Here is a 16,298-nt window from a genome sequence, read left to right as displayed (position 1 = left end):
ATGGCCTGTCAGGCGGCGCGCAACTCGCTGAGGAAGCTGTCCATCGCCTGCTTCAGCATCGCAGCCTGCCGGGCGAGATCGTCCGACGCATGCTTGACGTTGTTAGTGGCGGCCCCCGTTTCGTTCTCCGCCTGCTGAATACCCAGGACGTTGCGCGAAACCTCAGTCGTGCCGACCGCCGCCTGCTGGGCGTTGCGGCTGATTTCGGACGTGGCACCACTCTGCTGGTTCACCGATTGCGCCATATCGGCCGTGGAGTTGCTGATCTCCTCCACCTGACCGATGATGCTGCGCATCGCGCCGACCGTCCGGCCCGACGCCGCCTTGACCGCGCCGATCTGGTTGGTGATCTGCTCGGTCATCGCGTGGGTCTGGTTGGCAAGGTTCTTCACCTCGCTGGCGACGACGGCAAAGCCCTTGCCGGCCTCGCCGGCGCGGGCCGCTTCGATGGTCGCGTTCAACGCCAGCAGATTGGTCTGGCTGGCCACCGCATTGATCGAAGCCACGATCTGATCGACCTGATCGATGGAGGCGGACAGCAGATCAAGCTGACGCTGGGCCTCGCCGGCCCCTTCGGCGGCCAGGCGGGAGCGGTCGGCGGCACGCCCCACGCGGTCGGACAGCTCGCCGATCGAGGCGGACAGCTCCTCCGACGCGGCGGCGACCGTCTGGACATTGGCGCTCGCCTGCTCCGACGCGGCGGCGACGGCGGTGCACTGGGCGCCGACCTCTTCGACGGCGGCGGCCAGCTGCGACGAGGTGGCCTGCAACTCGGTCGCGGAACTGCCGACCGCATCGACGATGGAGCCGACCCGCTCTTCAAAGGACCGGGCCATGTCCAGAGTCCCCTGGCGCTTTTCCGCAGCCGCCTGGGCCTCGGCGTCCTTGGCGTCCTGTTCCAGCTGGCGCGTGCGGATCATGCTTTGCTTGAACACCTCCACCGTCCGCGCCATTTCGCCGACCTCGTCGCCACGGCCGGCCCCTGCCACCTCCGTCGTGGTGTCGCCGGTCGCCAGACGCACCATCGCGGCATTCAGGGCGGCAACCGGACGACGGATGCCATAGACGACCAGCAGCGCGGACCCCACGGCACCGAAGACGAGGAGCCCGATCGCAATCGACAGGGAGTTGAACACCGTCTGGTTGGTCTTGACGGTCAGATCGTCGGACGAACGGTACACTCCGGCCGACACCTCGTCAGACAGCTTCGCCGCCATGTTGAAGGCCTCTACCACCTGGGGACGCCCTTCCTTCCCATAAATGGCGGCCGCTCCGGCATGATCGGCCTTCTCCTTCGCCGCGAAGAGCTTGGGCAGCGAGGATTTCACCATTGCCGTCAGCTCAACGATCCGGGTCACCTTGTCCTTGTTTTCGGGCCTGGCCAGACGGTTCATCACCGCGCTCGAATCCGCGATGGCCGCCTGGATGTCGTCCATCGCCTTGACCAGAGGCGGAAGTCCCGCGGGATCCTGAAGCAGCAGCACGTTGTTGGCCTGACGGCCGAGGTTGGCGAGGTCGCCGCGCATGCGTTCCAGCTTCAGCGAAAACGTCACGTCTCCATCGATCAGGCTGCTGTAGCGGTCGTCGATCTCACCGATCCGGTTGCTTATGTAGATCGACAGTCCCAGCGTGATCAGGCTGAGAAGCGCCACCACTGCATAAATTTTCGTGCCGATCCGGAGATTTTCGATAAGTTTCACAACGACACCTCAGTTGATCCCTGAAAAAAGCGGTTTCCCTGCCGACTTCGACCGACACGGCGAAAGCATTTCCAGAATCACCTAGGTTAACACGGTAAAAATTGCCTTAAGGAACCGGCGGCAAACTGTTCAAAAGACAAACGGACCAAGCCAAAACAGAGACAATCTCTATGAGATTGCATCGCAGACTCACAGCGGATGCCGATCACCCGCCCGGCGCATACACCGCCAGCAATGCAGACAGCGTCACCACGCTGAGCACCGTCGACACCAGGATGGCCGAGGAGGTGCGCTCCACATAGGTCTGGTACTGGCTCGCCACCACGAAGGTCAGGGCACCGGTCGGCAATGCCGCCAGGATCACCGCGCTGCCGGTCCAGAACGGGTCCATCGGGAACAGCGTCTGCGTCAGCACCCAGGCCAGCGCCGGATGGACCAGCAGCTTCAGCGCGCTGATCCAGCCCGCCTCCGCCAACCCGGCGGTCAGCCGCTGCGAGGCCAGGAACAGGCCGATGGCGAACAGCGCGCAGGGGCCGGCGGGGGAGCCCATCAGTTCGCAGAATGTCGCGATCGGCTTCGGCACCGCGACGCCGGGCAGCAGCGCCGACCAGGCGAGGCCGGCGGCGGTGGACAGGATCAGCGGGTTCTTCGCCAGCGCCCGGCCGACATCGCGCAGGGCCTTGCCCAGCCCGCTGCCCTGGCTGTTGGCGAACTCCATCCAGATCACCGCGATGCCGACCATGATGGCGCTCATGATGACGGTCGCCAGGATGGTGGGAGCGAGACGGTCCGGCCCGAAGGCGGCCAGGAACAGCGGGATGCCCATGTAGCCGGTGTTGGAGAAGGCCGAGTTCAGCCCCTGCATGCATTGGATCTGCGTGCGCTCGCGGTACACGAGGCGGCCGATCACAGCACCCAGCGCATAGACCAGCAGCATCGATCCCAGGAAGGCGCCGATGAACGGGCCGTTGAAGATCTCCGGGATCGACCGCCGCGCCGTGCCCAGGAACAGCACCGGCGGCAGCGCCATCCAATAGACGAACTTGTTCAGCGCCTCCGACGAGGCGGCGCCGAGCAGCTTCGACTTCCCGGACAGGAAGCCGGCCAGGATGATGGCGAATACGGGAAATGCGACATTGAGGACGACGTTCATGGTGCGCGACAATAGGCAACGCCAACCGTCGCGTCGAGCGGCCGACCCCTCCACTCCCGGCATGGCACCCTTGACGCGGCGGAAGCGGCGTTCGAGATTGCCGACCTTACACGCGACCACTCCCCAGCGGAGACCGCCCCATGAGAAAGCCGACCGACTCCATGATCGACCACCACAGCGCACTCATCTACGTCATGGTCCTGGTGTCCGCCTGCGACGGCGACATGACCGACCTTGAACTGGAAGCCATCGGCGAGAATGTGCGCTACCTGCCGATCTTCAAGGACTACAGCGGCGATCAGGTGATGGCCGCCACCCGCGAATGCACCGCCATGCTTTCCGACAATGACGGGCTGGACACGGTACTGACCATCATCGAGCAGGCGCTGCCGCCCAAGCTGCGCGAGACCGCCTATGCGGTGGCCTGCGACATCGCCGCCGCCGATCCCAAGGCATCGCAGGAGGAACTGCGCATGCTGGAACTGATCCGCCACCGGCTGGGGGTCGACCGGCTCTGCGCCGCCGCCATCGAGCGCGGTGCCCGTGCCCGCCACATGCGCCTGTGACCCTAATCCACGTATAGTGAAAGCCTCGACATGACCGAAGAAACCATCCGCCCTGACCTCGCCGGCCAGCGCGTCGGCGTCATCGGGCTTGGCCTGATGGGCAAGCCGATGGCCCGAGCGCTCGCCCGTGCCGGCGCGGAGCTGGTGGTGAGCAGCCGCAGCCCCGGCCCGGTCGCCGAACTGGCGGCGGAGGGGATGATCGCCGCCACCGGCCCGGCCGCCGTCGCCGGACAGGCGGGCATCGTCATCCTGATGCTGACCGACACCACGGCGGTGGAAACGGTGGCCGAGGCATTGCTGCCGGGCTTGCGTCCCGGCCATCTGGTGATCGACATGGGCACCACCGCCGTCGCCGCCACCCGCGCGCTGGCCCAGCGCGTCGCCGCCGCCGGGGCGGAGTGGCTCGACGCGCCGGTCTCCGGCGGGACCGTGGCGGCCGAGGGCGCCATCCTCACCATCATGGCCGGCGGGTCCGAGGCTGCCTTCGCCCGCGCCCTGCCGGTGTTGCAGGCGATGGGCCGCCGCATCACCCATGTCGGGGACAGCGGCGCCGGCCAGATCGCCAAGTCGGCCAATCAGGTCATCGTCGCCCTGACCATTGGCGCGGTGGCCGAGGCGCTGGCGCTCGCCCGGGCGGCCGGCGCCGATCCGGCCAAGGTGCGGGACGCCATCCGCGGCGGCTTCGCCGAATCCCGCATCCTCGACCTGCATGGCGGCCGCATGGTCAGCGGCGACTTCACCCCCGGCGGCCGCGTCACCACCCAGGTCAAGGATCTGCGCCAGGCCGAGGAGCTGGCGCAGCAGTCCGGCATCGACCTGCCGACGCTCGGCCTGTCGCTGGAGTTGTTCGAGATGCTGGTGGACCAGGGCGACGGCGCGCTGGACCATTCCGCGCTCTACCGGCTGTTCGCCCGCTGATCCCCGGAAGGCGGGGCGCAACGCTCCGCCATTCCCTTCCATTGCGAAGAAGACCCGCTTCCCGCAAGTTTCTTGTCAAAACGGTTGAGGATACGCGCTGCATCGTCCATTCTCCCGACTTTCCACAGGGTGGCAAACCGATGCCTATCCCTTTGTCTTGACAGGTCAGGCGGCGATGACGGGCGAGCGCATCTATCTCTACGACACCACGCTGCGCGACGGGGCGCAGACCCAGGACGTGGATTTCTCGGTCGCCGACAAGATCGCGATTGCCAAGGATCTCGACCGGCTGGGCATCGATTACATCGAAGGCGGCTGGCCGGGCGCCAACCCGACCGACGACCAGTTCTTCGCCGAGGCGCCGGAGCTGACGCGCGCCACCTTCACCGCCTTCGGCATGACCCGCCGCCCCGGCCGCAGCGCCGCCAACGACCCGCAGCTGACGGCCCTGGCCCAGTCGCGCGCCAAGGCGGTCTGCATGGTCGGCAAGAGCTGGGACTTTCATGTCGACGTGGCGCTGAACATCCCGCGCGAGGAGAATCTCGACCTCATCGGCGACAGCATCGCAACCCTGCACGCCGCCAAGGGCGAGGCGCTGTTCGACGCGGAGCATTTCTTCGACGGCTACAAGCGCAACCCGGCCTATGCCGTGTCCTGCATCAGGGCGGCGTTCGAGGCCGGCGCGCGCTGGATCGTGCTGTGCGACACCAACGGCGGCACGCTGCCGCACGAAGTCGACGCCATCGTCCGCGAGGTGGTGGAGACACACGGCATCCCCGGCGACCGGCTCGGCATCCATTGCCACAACGACACCGAGAATGCGGTCGCCAACTCGCTGGCGGCGGTGCGGGCCGGCGCGCGGATGATCCAGGGCACCATCAACGGGCTGGGCGAGCGGTGCGGCAACGCCAACCTCGTCTCGCTGATCCCGACGCTGATGCTGAAGATGGGCTACGAGACCGGCATCCGGCGCGAGGACCTGCCTCTCCTGACCCAGCTGAGCCGCGCCTTCGACGACCGGCTGAACCGCGCGCCCAACCGCCACGCCCCCTATGTCGGCGCCAGCGCCTTCGCCCACAAGGGCGGGCTGCATGTCTCAGCGGTTGAGAAGGACCCGTCCTCCTACGAGCATGTGGCACCCGAGGCCATCGGCAACCGCCGCCAGATCGTCATGTCCGACCAGGCCGGCCGCTCCAACCTGATCGTGCGGCTGCGCGACATCGGCATGGCGGTGGATGCGAGGGACGACCGCCTTGCCGGCCTGCTCGACCTGGTCAAGCAGCGCGACAGCGACGGCTACGCCTACGATACGGCGGAGGCCAGCTTCGAGCTGCTGGTCCGGCGCGAGCTGGGCGAGGTGCCGCGCTTCTTCGAACTGCTGCGCTTCCACGTCACTGACGAGCGCCGCTACAACGCGGTCGGCAAGCTGGTGGTGGAATCGGAGGCGGTGGTGCGCGTGCGCGTCGGCGACGCCGTGCGGATGGAGGTGGCGGACGGCAACGGCCCGGTACATGCGCTCGACGTCGCCATGCGCAAGGCGCTGGAGCCAGCCTATCCGGCGCTCGCCAGGGTCAGCCTGTCCGACTACCGGGTCCGCATCCTGGCCGCCAAGGACGGCACCGGCGCCATGCCGCGCGTGCTGATCCGCAGCGCCCGGACCGACGGCACCGAATGGTCGACGCTGGGCGTGTCCACCAACATCATCGAAGCCTCGATGGAGGCGCTGGTGGACAGCTACACCTACGCCCTGATGAAGGGCGAGGCGAAACCGGTCTGAGAGACGGCGCGAAGGGCCACGCGGCACCTTCCCAGCATGGCGATGTTCTGTTAGCTAGAGCGGTTTCTCGGGGCGCTCGCATTCACGCGGGGCCGGCTCCGGTCATCAGCGCCCGTATTGCCGCGGGTCCGCTCTCGGAGGATCATCGCCATGCTCTGGCTCGCCGCCTATATCGGCAGCATTCTTGCCATCAACTTCGCCTTCAGCCTGTTTCCGCACCTGGATCTGGTCTGGTCCTGCTGGGCCGGCCTGATCTTCATCCTGCGCGACATGGTGCAGGTGCGCTTCGGCCACTGGGCACTCGCCGCCATGCTCAGCGGCACCGTGCTGTCCTATCTGCTGACCGATCCCTTCGTCGCCACCGCCAGCGTCGCCGCTTTCGCCGTGTCGGAGATGATCGACTGGGCGGTCTTCACCGTCACCCGCCGCCCGCTGCGCGACCGGCTGTGGATCAGCGCCGCCCTGTCGGTGCCGGTCGACACCGCCATCTTCTTCGGCATGCTGGACGTCTGGGATCCGGCCGTCTGGGCCGCCAGCTTCGCGTCAAAGCTGCTGGGTGTCTCGGTGGTCTGGCTGCTGATGCGCGCCCGCGACGGGCGTGTGGCGGTCGCGGCGTAAGGCTGCGCGGCGTCAGGCCGTCGGCTCCGGATGCCCTCTCCCACCCTCTGCCAAGCGGGGTTAGGGAGAGGGCACCGCAGGCCGTAGTCTTCAGAACCGCTTCACGAACCGGTTGAAAAGCCGCCCCAGCGGTCCGGTCATCCGCAACCCGCCGATGGTGGTGGCGAGGCACAGGCAGCCTTCCGGGTCGGACACCGGGCGGTGGACCAGCGACGGGTCGCCGATGGCGATGTCACCGGGCAGGAAGGCGCCGAACTCGTCGGAGAAACCGCCCTCCAGCACCACGGTCAACTCGATGCCGCCATGGGTGTGCTTCGGCACGCCGACGCCGCCCTTCATGCGGATCAGCTTGGTGGTTCCGTCCGGGCCGGACAGTAGCTCCATGCTGCGCATGCCGGGCTGCAGGAACCGCCAGCCATCCTCCTCCAGCCGTCCTTCGCGGTCGAGCCGGCCGCGCAGATAGCTGCGCAGGGGCTCCGGATAGCGCGACCGCTCCGCCGAATGCTTCACAGCCGGGCGGCAGGGCGCCGGCCGCTCATGGTCCAAACGGGCCATCAGCGCCTCCAGGCAGCCGTCGGACAGCGGTTCCGGTTCGAGATCGTCCAGCAGGGCGCCGCCGATCGCCTCCATCTCCGTCACGGCGTGGCGGCAGGCCGGGCAGAAGGCCATATGCGTGGCGACGGCCAGCGACGCGCCCTCGCACAGGGCGCCGCCGGCATAATCGATCAGCAGGGTGTCGCCGGGGTGGTGGCTCGGCCGGTTCATCAAAAATGCCTCATCCGACATCCTTCAGCGACCGGCGCAGGCGTTCCATCGCCAGACGCAGACGCGATTTGACGGTGCCGAGCGGGATGCCGTGCTCCGCGGAAATGACGCTGTGCGGCTTGTCCTCGAAATAAGCCATGCGCAGAAGCTCGGCCTGTTCCGGCGGCAGGTCCTTCAGCGCGGCGCGCAGGCGCCCGCTGCTCTCCTTCGCCTCGATCCGGCGGTCGGCGGCCTCATCGGGTTCGGGCACCAGGGCGGGATCGTCGGGGTCGATCTCCGGCCGCTGTTCGCGCCGCAACACATCGATCCGCTTGTTGCGGGCGATGGTGAACACCCAGGTGCCGGCCGAGGCGTGGATCGGATCGTAGGTTTCGGCGCGACGCCAGACCAACAGCATGACCTCCTGAACAAGCTCTTCCGCCCCGCCGGAATCGCATCCCAACCGGCGCAGATAGGTTTTCAGCCGTGGCGCGAAGTGGCCGAACAGAACCCCGAACGCTTGGCGGTCCCGCTCGCGCCCTACGGCGACGAGCAGATCTTCCAGGCTGGGGGCCATGTCGGCCGCGGGGGTGTGCTGGTCCTGCATGGTCCCATTCAAGGGGAACATCGGCTTCCGCACAAGCCGGGGATGGCACCCATTCCCGGAATTCGCGGCAGCCACCCCGTTTTCAAGACCTCTGCGTCAATCCTGCACTCTGCCCTGCATCCCGCGGGCTTTCACGCCGGGCTGTATGTCGCATCGTGACCTTCGGTACGCAACCGTCCAGCCGATGGATCACGAAAAAACCCGGCCTGCGGCATTTTGTTCGGTTTAGCCGGAGATTGGGCCGCCCCGTCTCTCCAGACCCTATCTGATGAACCCCATGGCGCGCAGGGCGTCGGCCACATCCGGCATCTCCAGCGCCTCGACGAAGCGGCGGACGGCAGGACGGTCCCGGCGGGCAGCGGGGATGACGAAATCGTAATGCTCCTCCTGCAGCGGCAGGAAGCCCAGCCCGTAGAGGTTCGCCGCGGTTTCGATGGCGACACCCCAGTCGGCACGGTTCTGCGCCACCGCGACGGCGACGGCGTTGTGCGACTTGGCCTGCGTCCAGTAGCCGGTCGGCCGCGCCGGCCCCAGCAGCCGGTCGGTCAGGATGCGGGTGCCGCTGCCGGCATTGCGGTTGATCAGGATGCAGTCGGCCAGGCCGGCGACCGCGGCCACCGCCTCCTGTGCCGTCCGGCCCTCGAACCGCGGGTCGCCGCGGCGGAAGACGATGCCCTGCATGCGGCGGTAGCCGGTGACGAGGTCGAGACCCGGTGCCAGGAACGGCGTGTTGTAGGTGCCGGTGGCGGGGTCCATCAGGTGGACGGGGGCGATGTCGCACTCCCCGCGCCGCGCCGCCGCCAGCCCGCCCATCGAGCCGACATTCAGCGCCTTGACCGTCATCCCCCCACCGATCAGGCGGCCAAGCACGGCGTTCAGGCCGATGCACTGGCTGCCGACCACGATCAGGTCGGCGGGCGTCAGCGAACGGCCGAGCAGCTGGACCGACACCGGCGTGCCGGCCTCCACCGCCTCGGCCTGGGCGTCGATGGCGAGGAAGCCGTCGGCATGGCTGAAGGCGGTGACCGCACCCGACCCCTTCGACAGCGGATAGGCCGCCAGTTCGCCTTCCCCAGCACCCCCGCCGGCGCCATGGACCAGCGAGACCATGACATATTCGGTGCGCCCGCGCTCCGACCCCAGCCGCACCGGCAGGGTGGCAGTGACCTCCTCCGCCTGTGCCGGCGGCAGGCCGGCCAGGGCGCGGATCACCGGGGCGACGAAGCTGTGGAAGGTGAACATCGCCGAGGTCGGGAAGCCCGGCAGGATCACCACCGGCCTGCCGCCGGTCACCGCGAGGCACAGCGGCTTGCCCGGCTTCAGCGCCACGCCATGGGCGACGATGCCGGGGTCCGACAGCTGCGCCACGATGCGGTGGGAACGGTCGCCCGCCCCCTTCGACGTACCGCCCGACAGCAGCAGCGCGTCGCAGTCCAACCCCCGGGCGACCAGCTTCTCCAGCGCCGCGTCCTCGTCCGGGGCGATGCCCAGCGGCACCGGCTCCCCGCCCAGTTCGGCGACGGCGGCGGCCAGGATGGCGCCGTTGCTGTCATAGACCGCTCCGGTGCGGATCGGCTGGCCGGGTGCGACGATCTCGTCGCCGGTCGACAGGATGGCGACACGCGGCCGGCGCACCACGGCGACCTCGCCCAGCCCGATGGCGGCGAGCACGCCGATCTCGCGCGAGGTCAGCAGTTGGCCCTTGCGCAGCACCACCTCGCCCCGGCCGATGTCGGAGCCGGCGGCGGCGACGAAGGCGCCGGGGGTGGCCGGGCGGGTCAGGCTGACGAACAGGCCGTCGGGCCGCTCCACCGCCTCCGTCGTCTCCACCATCACCACGGCGTCGGCGCCGCGCGGCAGCATGCCGCCGGTGGCGATCACCGTGGCAGTGCCGGGCTCCACCGTCAGTTCGGGGGCATGGCCGGCGGCCAGCACCTCGTCGTTCAGGCGCAGGGCCACCGGCCGATCCTCGGCAGCACCCACGGTGTCGGCGGCGCGCACCGCGAATCCGTCGACCACCGAGCGGTCGAAGCCGGGAACATCGACATCCGCCGTCACATCGGCGGACAGCACGCGCCCCAGCGCGGCCGACAGCGTCACCCGCTCCTCCCCCCGTGGCGACAAGTCGAGATGGCGGTGGAAGCGGGCACGCGCCTCCTCGCCGCTGACCACCTCCAGGAACTGGTCCTGGCGGGCGGCCTGGGCGACGAAACGGCGGATGTCCTCGCGGCTGCGGTCGGAACTGTGCACGCGGCAAACCTTTGCTCGATAAGATCAGTCGAACCTGTACATGGTGACGGGAACGCCGTCAGGCACGCCTTCGCTGTCCGCGCCGATCAGGACGAAGCCGTCGGCCCGCGCCGCCGCCGCCAGTCCCGGCCAGCCGGGCGAGGCCACCGGCTCGACCCTGCCGTCCCCATCCAGCCGGACCCGGTGCAGGTCGAGGCAGCCGATTTCCGACACCAGCTTGCGCGCCGTCACCGCCCGGACCGTCGCATGGGGCAGATCGGCCGGCAAGCCGGCAGCGCGCCGCACCGCACGGCCGGCCAGCAGTTCGTAAGCCGCCAGCGCCGCCATCGGCTCCCCCGGCAGCAGCAGGACGGGCACCGCGCCGGCAATGCCCAGCCCGGCACTGCCGCCCGGCCGCATGGCGATGCCGTGCAGGTCGATGCTGCCGGCCTGGGCCAGGGCGGACGCCGCCACATCGTCGGGGCCGGTGCCGGTTCGGCCGGCCGACAGGATCAGGTCGGCGCCCGGCCGGGCGAAGGCCTCGGCCAGGGCATCCGGGTCGGCCGGAACGGTCTCGACCGCCTCGACACCCCCGCCGTCGCGCCCGACCAGCGCCGCCAGCATGGTCGCGACCTGCTCCGGCGCGTTGGCCTTGGGACCGCCGGCCATCAGAATCCGCACCCGCGGCGCCGGCAGGACCGATAGGGTGTCATGCCCCGCGGCGGCGAGCAGGCCGAGATCGCCGGGACGCAAGCGCCGCCCGGCCGGCAGCAGCGCGTTTCCGGCGGCGGTCCAGGCGCCCCGCCGCTCAACCCCGCTGCCGGGCGCCACCGTGTCGATGGCCTCGATGAAGGGACCGACGGCCTGCGCCGCCTCGTAGGGGATCACCGCGTCGCAGCCTGCCGGAAGAGGGTCGCCGGCGCTCACCGCGACCGCCACCGTCAAGGGCACCGGGTTGTAGGAGCCGGCACCCAGCGTGTCGGCCGCCGCCACGGCATGGCCGTCCACCGCGGCACGGTCTGCCGCGGGCCAGTCCGCCAGCGCAGCGACGGCGCCGGCCAGCCGCAGCCCGCCGCATTCCGCCACGGGCCGGACCCTTGCGGCAGGCACGGCGACCCGGCGGTCGATCCAGTCCCAGCCATCCGCCAGCGGCGCACGGCGCGGGAAACCGCGGCCACGAACATCGTAAAAAGAAGATCCTGTCGGCGGCGCCGTCACAGCGCCGGCACCATGGCGTCCTGCACGCGGTTGCGGCCGGTGCGCTTGGCGCGGTAGAGCATCTGGTCGGCCATCTCCGCCAACTGCTCGGGACTGCCGTCGGCCGACGGGATCACGGTGGCGACCCCCAGGCTGATGGTGACATAGGGAATAACCGGCGACTGCGCATGCGGGATGCGGCATTCGGCGACGCCGGTCCGGAAGCCTTCCGCCACGCGGACGGCGCCGGGGCCGTCGGTCTCCGGCAGCAGGCAGACGAATTCCTCGCCGCCATAGCGGGCGACGAGGTCGCTCGGGCGCTTTGCCCGGCCCGACAGCAATTCGGCCAGCATGCGCAGGCATTCGTCGCCGGCCTGATGGCCGTAATGATCGTTGTAGGCCTTGAAATGATCGACATCGAGGATGATGAGCGACAGCGGCAGGTTCGACCGGGCACAGCGCCGCCATTCGCGCGCCATAGCATCGTCGAAGCGGCGGCGGTTGGCGATGCCGGTCAGCCCGTCCAGGAAGGACAGGCTGCGCAGCAGGTCGGTCTGCCGCTTCAACAGCAGATGGTTGCGCACCCGCGCCTTCACGATGGGCGGGCTGATCGGCTTGGTGATGAAGTCGATGGCCCCCACCTCCAGGCCACGGGTCTCGTCCTCCACCTCGCTCTTGGCGGAGATGAAGATGACGGGAATGTCGTGGATGGCGGGGTCGGCCTTGATGCGCCGGCACACCTCAAACCCATCCATCCCCGGCATCATGATGTCCAGCAGGACGAGATCCGGCATCCGGGCCTGAACCAGATCCAACGCCTTCTCGCCGTCGGTGGCGAAATAGATGTCGTAGTCGTCCTTCAGGATGCGGCTCAGCACATGGACGTTGGACGGGATATCATCCACCACAAGGATTTTCGGACGGGGATCGGCCATCAGCGCGTTCAGACCATCGGTTATGGGAGGCCGAGGTTGCGTGCTATCCGCCGCACGATTCCAAGTGCCTTGGTGAAGTCCAGACCGTCGATGGCGGTGGACAACCCCTTCATCGTCGAAGGCTCGACCCAGTCCGTCAGCAACGGCGCCAGAATAGCGAACTCCTCCGCCGCTGCGAAGTTACTCTCTTGCAACAAAGTTACGAATTGGGGTAGGCGATTCGCCAGCAACGACCGGGTTTCCGCCGACCGGCCGGACATCGCCGGCTCTCCCGCCGGCCCCGTCTTCCCGTCGGGCACCGCGCGCAGACGCTGCGCGCTCTCCAGCACGAGCGCCAGTTCGCTGCGCAGCACCGGCACCTGGGCAGCAGCCGCGACGGCATCGTCTCTGTAGGCGGCGATCTGCAATGCATCGGCGGCGACCGACAGGCCGCGTGCACCGAGGTTGCCGGCGACGCTTTTCAGCTCATGTGCGATGGACTTGGCAGTGGCCAGATCGTTGCCGTTCACCGCAGCGGCGATGCGTTCGGCGACATTGCCATAGCCGTCGGCGAACTGGCCGATGAAACGGCGGAACAGGTCGGTATCCCCGCCCAGCCGGTTGAGCGCATCGGCAATGTCGATGCCCGGCAATCCATCGGGCAAATCGGCCAGCGGTCCGGCGGGACGGCCAATCGGCATGGCGCGCGTCAGCATGGCGTCGCCTTGCAGCGGGACAGGGGCGGCGCCACAGGGCGCGCAGGGCCGCACCGCCACCAGCGGCGGCCCGATCCAGCGGGCCAGCGTGGCGAACAGCTGCGGCAGGTCGAGCGGCTTCGGCACATGGGCGTCCATTCCGTTGTCGAGGCAGCGTTGCCGGTCCTCCGGCAGGGCGCTCGCCGTCATGGCGATGATCGGCAACAGCCGCCCACCAGGCAACGCACGGATCGCTGCGGTCGCGGCGAAGCCGTCCATGTCCGGCATATGCACGTCCAGCAGCACGGCGTCGAACGGCTGGCCGGCCGCGCGCACACAGTCCAACGCCTCCCGCCCCGTCGATGCCGCGGTGACCGACGCGCCGGCGCGCTCCAGGATCTCGCACGCCACCTGCCGGCTGATGTCGTTGTCGTCGGCCAGCAGCAGCCGGCGGCCATGCAGCGCCCGGCTGGCGTCCCAGGCCGGCCCGCCCAACCCGCTGCCGCCGGACGGCGCCGGAACCGGGGATGGCAGGAGAGGCGCGCCATGTCCGGCCTGGGCATAGGCGACGGTCACGGCGTCGAGCAGGGTGGAGGCGGTGACCGGCTTCACCAGGAAACCGGATATCCCGGCCTCCTCGAAGCGGGCGCCCAGCCGCTCGCGGCCATAGCCGCTGATGACGATGATCATCGGGGTGCCGGCATGGACATCGGCGCGGATGCGGCGCGCCGCCTCAATGCCGTCCATCCCCGGCATCTTCCAGTCCATCAGCACCATGTCATAGGCATGGCCTGCCGCGGCGGCACGTTCCAGTTCGGCGATGGCGCTCTGGCCGTCGCAGCAGGCGGTGACGGTCCAGCCGAAGGCGGTGGCGATGGCGCCCATCACTTCGCGCGCGGTGGGGTTGTCGTCGACCACCAGCACCGTCAGGTCGCGCGGCACCGGGCGCGGGTGGGAGTCGGGCAAGCCGGCCGCAGCCCCGCCGGTTCGCCGGCCGGCCCCACCGGGATGGCGGCCGAACTCCGCCTGGAAACGGAAGACGCTGCCCTTGCCGGGCTCGCTCTCCACATCCATCGTTCCCTTCATCAGCCGGACGAGCCGGGCGCAGATCGCCAGCCCCAGCCCCGTGCCGCCGAACCGCCGGGTGGTGGAGCTGTCGCCCTGGCTGAAGGCCTTGAAAAGCCGGTCGCGCTGGTCCGGCGGGATGCCGATGCCGGTATCGCGCACGGCGAAGTCCAGCACGGCGCGCCCATCGTCACCCAGCGACCGCACGCCGACCGACACCACGACCTCTCCCGCCTCGGTGAACTTGATGGCGTTGCCGGCGAGGTTGATCAGGACCTGCTGGAGCCGCAGCGGATCGCCGATCAAATCCAGCGGCACATCCGGCGCCACCGAGAACAGGACGTCGATGTCCTTCTCCTGCGCGGCCGACCCGACGATGACCGCCAACGTCTGCAACAGATCGTCCAGGCGGAAATCGACCCGCTCCAGCTCAAGCTTGCCGGCCTCCACCTTCGAGAAGTCGAGGATGTCGTTCAGGATGCCCAGCAGCGACTGCGCCGATACCCGCACTTTCTGCACGTAATCGGCCTGCCGGCTGTTCAGCTCGGTCTGCTGCAGCAGGTGGATCAGCCCGAGGATCGCGTTCATCGGCGTGCGGATCTCGTGGCTCATGTTGGCCAGGAACTCGCTCTTGGAGCGGCTCGCCGCCTCCGCCGCCAGCCGGGCGCGCTGCATCGCCGCCTCCGCCCGCTTGCGCTCGGCGATCTCGTGGAAGACCACCACGGCGCCCTCGACCTTGCCTTCGGCCAGCATCGGAGACGCCGTGTACTCCACCAGGAAGGGTTTCCCCGCCTTGCTCCAATAGGTGTCCTCCAGCCCGCGCCGGCTCTCCCCGCTCAGCAGCACCTCGGTCACCGGGCATTCCAGCGCCGGGAAATGGCTGCCGTCGGCACGGCGGGAATGGATCAGCGCATGCAGGTTGCCGCCCAGCAGCTCCTCGTTGGAATAGCCCGTCAGCGCCGAGGTGGCGGGGTTGGCGAAGGTGATCATCCCGTCGCGGTCGATGCCGCAGATGCTGTCGGACGCCGAATGCAGGATCAGGTTCAAACGGCGGTTGGCGCTGGCAAAGGCCTCGTTGGCGGTTTCCAGCTCGCTCTTCTTGGTGTCCAGCTCGGCGTTGGTGTCGGCCAGCATGCGGCGGCCGGCAACCTCGCGCTCCAGGCTGCGCAGCGCGGTATAGGCCAGACCGGCGCAGGCCAGCACCGCCAGCCCGACCAGGATGCTGCCCCGGAGCGTGCGCTCCCGCCAGGGGGCCAGTTCCGTCCGCTCCGACAGGGCGACGAAGACGATCAGCGGCAGGGTCGGCACCCGCTGATAGGACAGGATCCGCTTGCCGACCCCGTCGGGTCCGTCGGTCTGGAACACCTCGGTCGCGGCCTCCGCCGCATGGCGCAGAACCGTTGGACCTTCCGGCCCGTCCAGCGGCTCCGTGTCGGGGAACCTCAACACCGGCTTGCCGTCGGTGCGGTAGATCGCGATGGCCGAACCGGCTCCGAGTTCCAGCCCCTCGTACAGCATCCGGTAATAGTCGAACTCGATGTTGGTGTGGATGACGGCCAGCAGTGCGCCGTCCTGCCGCATCGCCCGGCTGACCGTGAAGGAAAGCGCTCCGGTCAAACGGCCGGTGATCCGTTCACCGACGTGGAAATCGACGCCATCGCGATGGGCGCGAAAATAAGTCCGGTCGGCGACGTTGCCTGCCGGTGCCGGAAACTGGCGGCTGGTCAGCACATTGTCGCCGTTCGGGCGATGCACCCACAGCGCCGCGATTTCCGGCAGGTTGTCCACCATATCGCGGATGGGGATCCAGGCGTCGCGGTTGGTGTCCAGGCCGGGCATGCCGTGATAGCGGATCAGGTCCTGCACGCGGCCGATGGCGAGATCGGCGGTCGCAACCGTCCGCCGCACCTGCTCCTGCAGCAGGCGGGCGGCGGACTGGGCCTGTTCCCGGCTGTTGCGCAGAGTCTCTTCCCGGTCGGCCCAGACGACATAGCCCCAGAAGCCGGCGCCGAGCAGCGCGATCAGCGCGAAGGCCGCGGCCAGCAGCAGACGGGTGCGGGTGGGCGAAAGCGTGAGTGCCGCAGCGTCGATCGGGTGTCTGTCCATCATTGCAGA

The 16,298-nt window shown here is 68.9% G+C and carries 12 protein-coding genes; 4 read left to right on the top strand and 8 right to left on the bottom strand.

Going from position 1 to position 16,298, the window contains the following annotated elements; translation table 11 throughout:
* Positions 1 to 8 precede the first annotated feature (8 nt).
* The gene (locus TSH64_RS13345; RefSeq protein ID WP_199237553.1) at positions 9 to 1,700 is read right to left on the bottom strand and encodes a HAMP domain-containing methyl-accepting chemotaxis protein; all 1,692 of its coding nucleotides are present in this window, start codon (positions 1,698 to 1,700) and stop codon (positions 9 to 11) included.
* A 205-nt stretch (positions 1,701 to 1,905) separates the two neighbouring features.
* Positions 1,906 to 2,853: an AEC family transporter gene (locus TSH64_RS13340; RefSeq protein ID WP_109452611.1), complete on the bottom strand. Its 948-nt coding sequence runs from the start codon at positions 2,851 to 2,853 to the stop codon at positions 1,906 to 1,908.
* 140 nt (positions 2,854 to 2,993) lie between these two features.
* On the opposite strand from TSH64_RS13340, the gene TSH64_RS13335 reads away from it, so the two are divergent.
* The 4 genes from TSH64_RS13335 to TSH64_RS13320 all read left to right on the top strand — a co-directional run bounded on the left by TSH64_RS13335 (position 2,994) and on the right by TSH64_RS13320 (position 6,732).
* Positions 2,994 to 3,419, top strand: a complete 426-nt coding sequence (locus TSH64_RS13335; protein WP_109445529.1) for a tellurite resistance TerB family protein — start codon at positions 2,994 to 2,996, stop codon at positions 3,417 to 3,419.
* A 30-nt stretch (positions 3,420 to 3,449) separates the two neighbouring features.
* Positions 3,450 to 4,337: an NAD(P)-dependent oxidoreductase gene (locus TSH64_RS13330; RefSeq protein ID WP_109445527.1), complete on the top strand. Its 888-nt coding sequence runs from the start codon at positions 3,450 to 3,452 to the stop codon at positions 4,335 to 4,337.
* 175 nt (positions 4,338 to 4,512) lie between these two features.
* On the top strand, positions 4,513 to 6,114 hold the full coding sequence (cimA, locus tag TSH64_RS13325) for a citramalate synthase (RefSeq protein ID WP_109445525.1): 1,602 nt from the start codon (positions 4,513 to 4,515) through the stop codon (positions 6,112 to 6,114).
* A gap of 150 nt (positions 6,115 to 6,264) precedes the next feature.
* A complete protein-coding gene (locus tag TSH64_RS13320) occupies positions 6,265 to 6,732 on the top strand; it encodes a preQ0 transporter (protein WP_109445523.1) in 468 nt (155 codons plus the stop codon).
* A gap of 90 nt (positions 6,733 to 6,822) precedes the next feature.
* Here the strand turns inward: TSH64_RS13320 and TSH64_RS13315 are convergent, their stop codons facing one another.
* The 6 genes from TSH64_RS13315 to TSH64_RS13290 all read right to left on the bottom strand — a co-directional run bounded on the left by TSH64_RS13315 (position 6,823) and on the right by TSH64_RS13290 (position 16,292).
* Positions 6,823 to 7,497 (bottom strand): ChrR family anti-sigma-E factor, encoded by a 675-nt coding sequence (locus TSH64_RS13315; protein WP_199237552.1) that lies wholly within the window; start codon positions 7,495 to 7,497, stop codon positions 6,823 to 6,825.
* Between the two features lie 10 nt (positions 7,498 to 7,507).
* The gene (locus tag TSH64_RS13310) at positions 7,508 to 8,083 is read right to left on the bottom strand and encodes a sigma-70 family RNA polymerase sigma factor (RefSeq protein WP_109452609.1); all 576 of its coding nucleotides are present in this window, start codon (positions 8,081 to 8,083) and stop codon (positions 7,508 to 7,510) included.
* Positions 8,084 to 8,344: 261 nt separating this feature from the next.
* Positions 8,345 to 10,333 (bottom strand): molybdopterin biosynthesis protein, encoded by a 1,989-nt coding sequence (locus TSH64_RS13305; protein ID WP_109445519.1) that lies wholly within the window; start codon positions 10,331 to 10,333, stop codon positions 8,345 to 8,347.
* Between the two features lie 24 nt (positions 10,334 to 10,357).
* A complete protein-coding gene (locus tag TSH64_RS13300) occupies positions 10,358 to 11,530 on the bottom strand; it encodes a molybdopterin-binding protein (RefSeq protein WP_109445517.1) in 1,173 nt (390 codons plus the stop codon).
* The gene (locus TSH64_RS13295; RefSeq protein ID WP_109445515.1) at positions 11,527 to 12,444 is read right to left on the bottom strand and encodes a PleD family two-component system response regulator; all 918 of its coding nucleotides are present in this window, start codon (positions 12,442 to 12,444) and stop codon (positions 11,527 to 11,529) included. The genes TSH64_RS13300 and TSH64_RS13295 overlap by 4 nt, the downstream gene beginning before the upstream one ends.
* Positions 12,445 to 12,464: 20 nt before the next feature.
* On the bottom strand, positions 12,465 to 16,292 hold the full coding sequence (locus TSH64_RS13290) for a response regulator (protein ID WP_109445513.1): 3,828 nt from the start codon (positions 16,290 to 16,292) through the stop codon (positions 12,465 to 12,467).
* Between the last annotated feature and the right edge of the window lie 6 nt (positions 16,293 to 16,298).

The sequence above is a fragment of the Azospirillum sp. TSH64 genome, from assembly GCF_003116035.1.
Classification (GTDB): Bacteria; Pseudomonadota; Alphaproteobacteria; order Azospirillales; family Azospirillaceae; genus Azospirillum.
The sequence above is the reverse complement of the archived record's forward strand: the minus strand, read 5'-3'. Positions and strand labels throughout refer to the sequence as shown.

Bases quoted from the DNA above. Each gene is read 5' to 3' on its own strand.
- TSH64_RS13340 (WP_109452611.1), bottom strand. From the start codon at position 2,853: ATGAACGTCGTCCTCAATGTCGCATTTCCCGTATTCGCCATCATCCTG.
- TSH64_RS13335 (WP_109445529.1), top strand. From the start codon at position 2,994: ATGAGAAAGCCGACCGACTCCATGATCGACCACCACAGCGCACTCATC.
- TSH64_RS13330 (WP_109445527.1), top strand. From the start codon at position 3,450: ATGACCGAAGAAACCATCCGCCCTGACCTCGCCGGCCAGCGCGTCGGC.
- cimA (WP_109445525.1), top strand. From the start codon at position 4,513: ATGACGGGCGAGCGCATCTATCTCTACGACACCACGCTGCGCGACGGG.
- TSH64_RS13320 (WP_109445523.1), top strand. From the start codon at position 6,265: ATGCTCTGGCTCGCCGCCTATATCGGCAGCATTCTTGCCATCAACTTC.
- TSH64_RS13315 (WP_199237552.1), bottom strand. From the start codon at position 7,497: ATGAACCGGCCGAGCCACCACCCCGGCGACACCCTGCTGATCGATTAT.
- TSH64_RS13310 (WP_109452609.1), bottom strand. From the start codon at position 8,083: ATGCAGGACCAGCACACCCCCGCGGCCGACATGGCCCCCAGCCTGGAA.
- TSH64_RS13295 (WP_109445515.1), bottom strand. From the start codon at position 12,444: ATGGCCGATCCCCGTCCGAAAATCCTTGTGGTGGATGATATCCCGTCC.
- TSH64_RS13290 (WP_109445513.1), bottom strand. From the start codon at position 16,292: ATGATGGACAGACACCCGATCGACGCTGCGGCACTCACGCTTTCGCCC.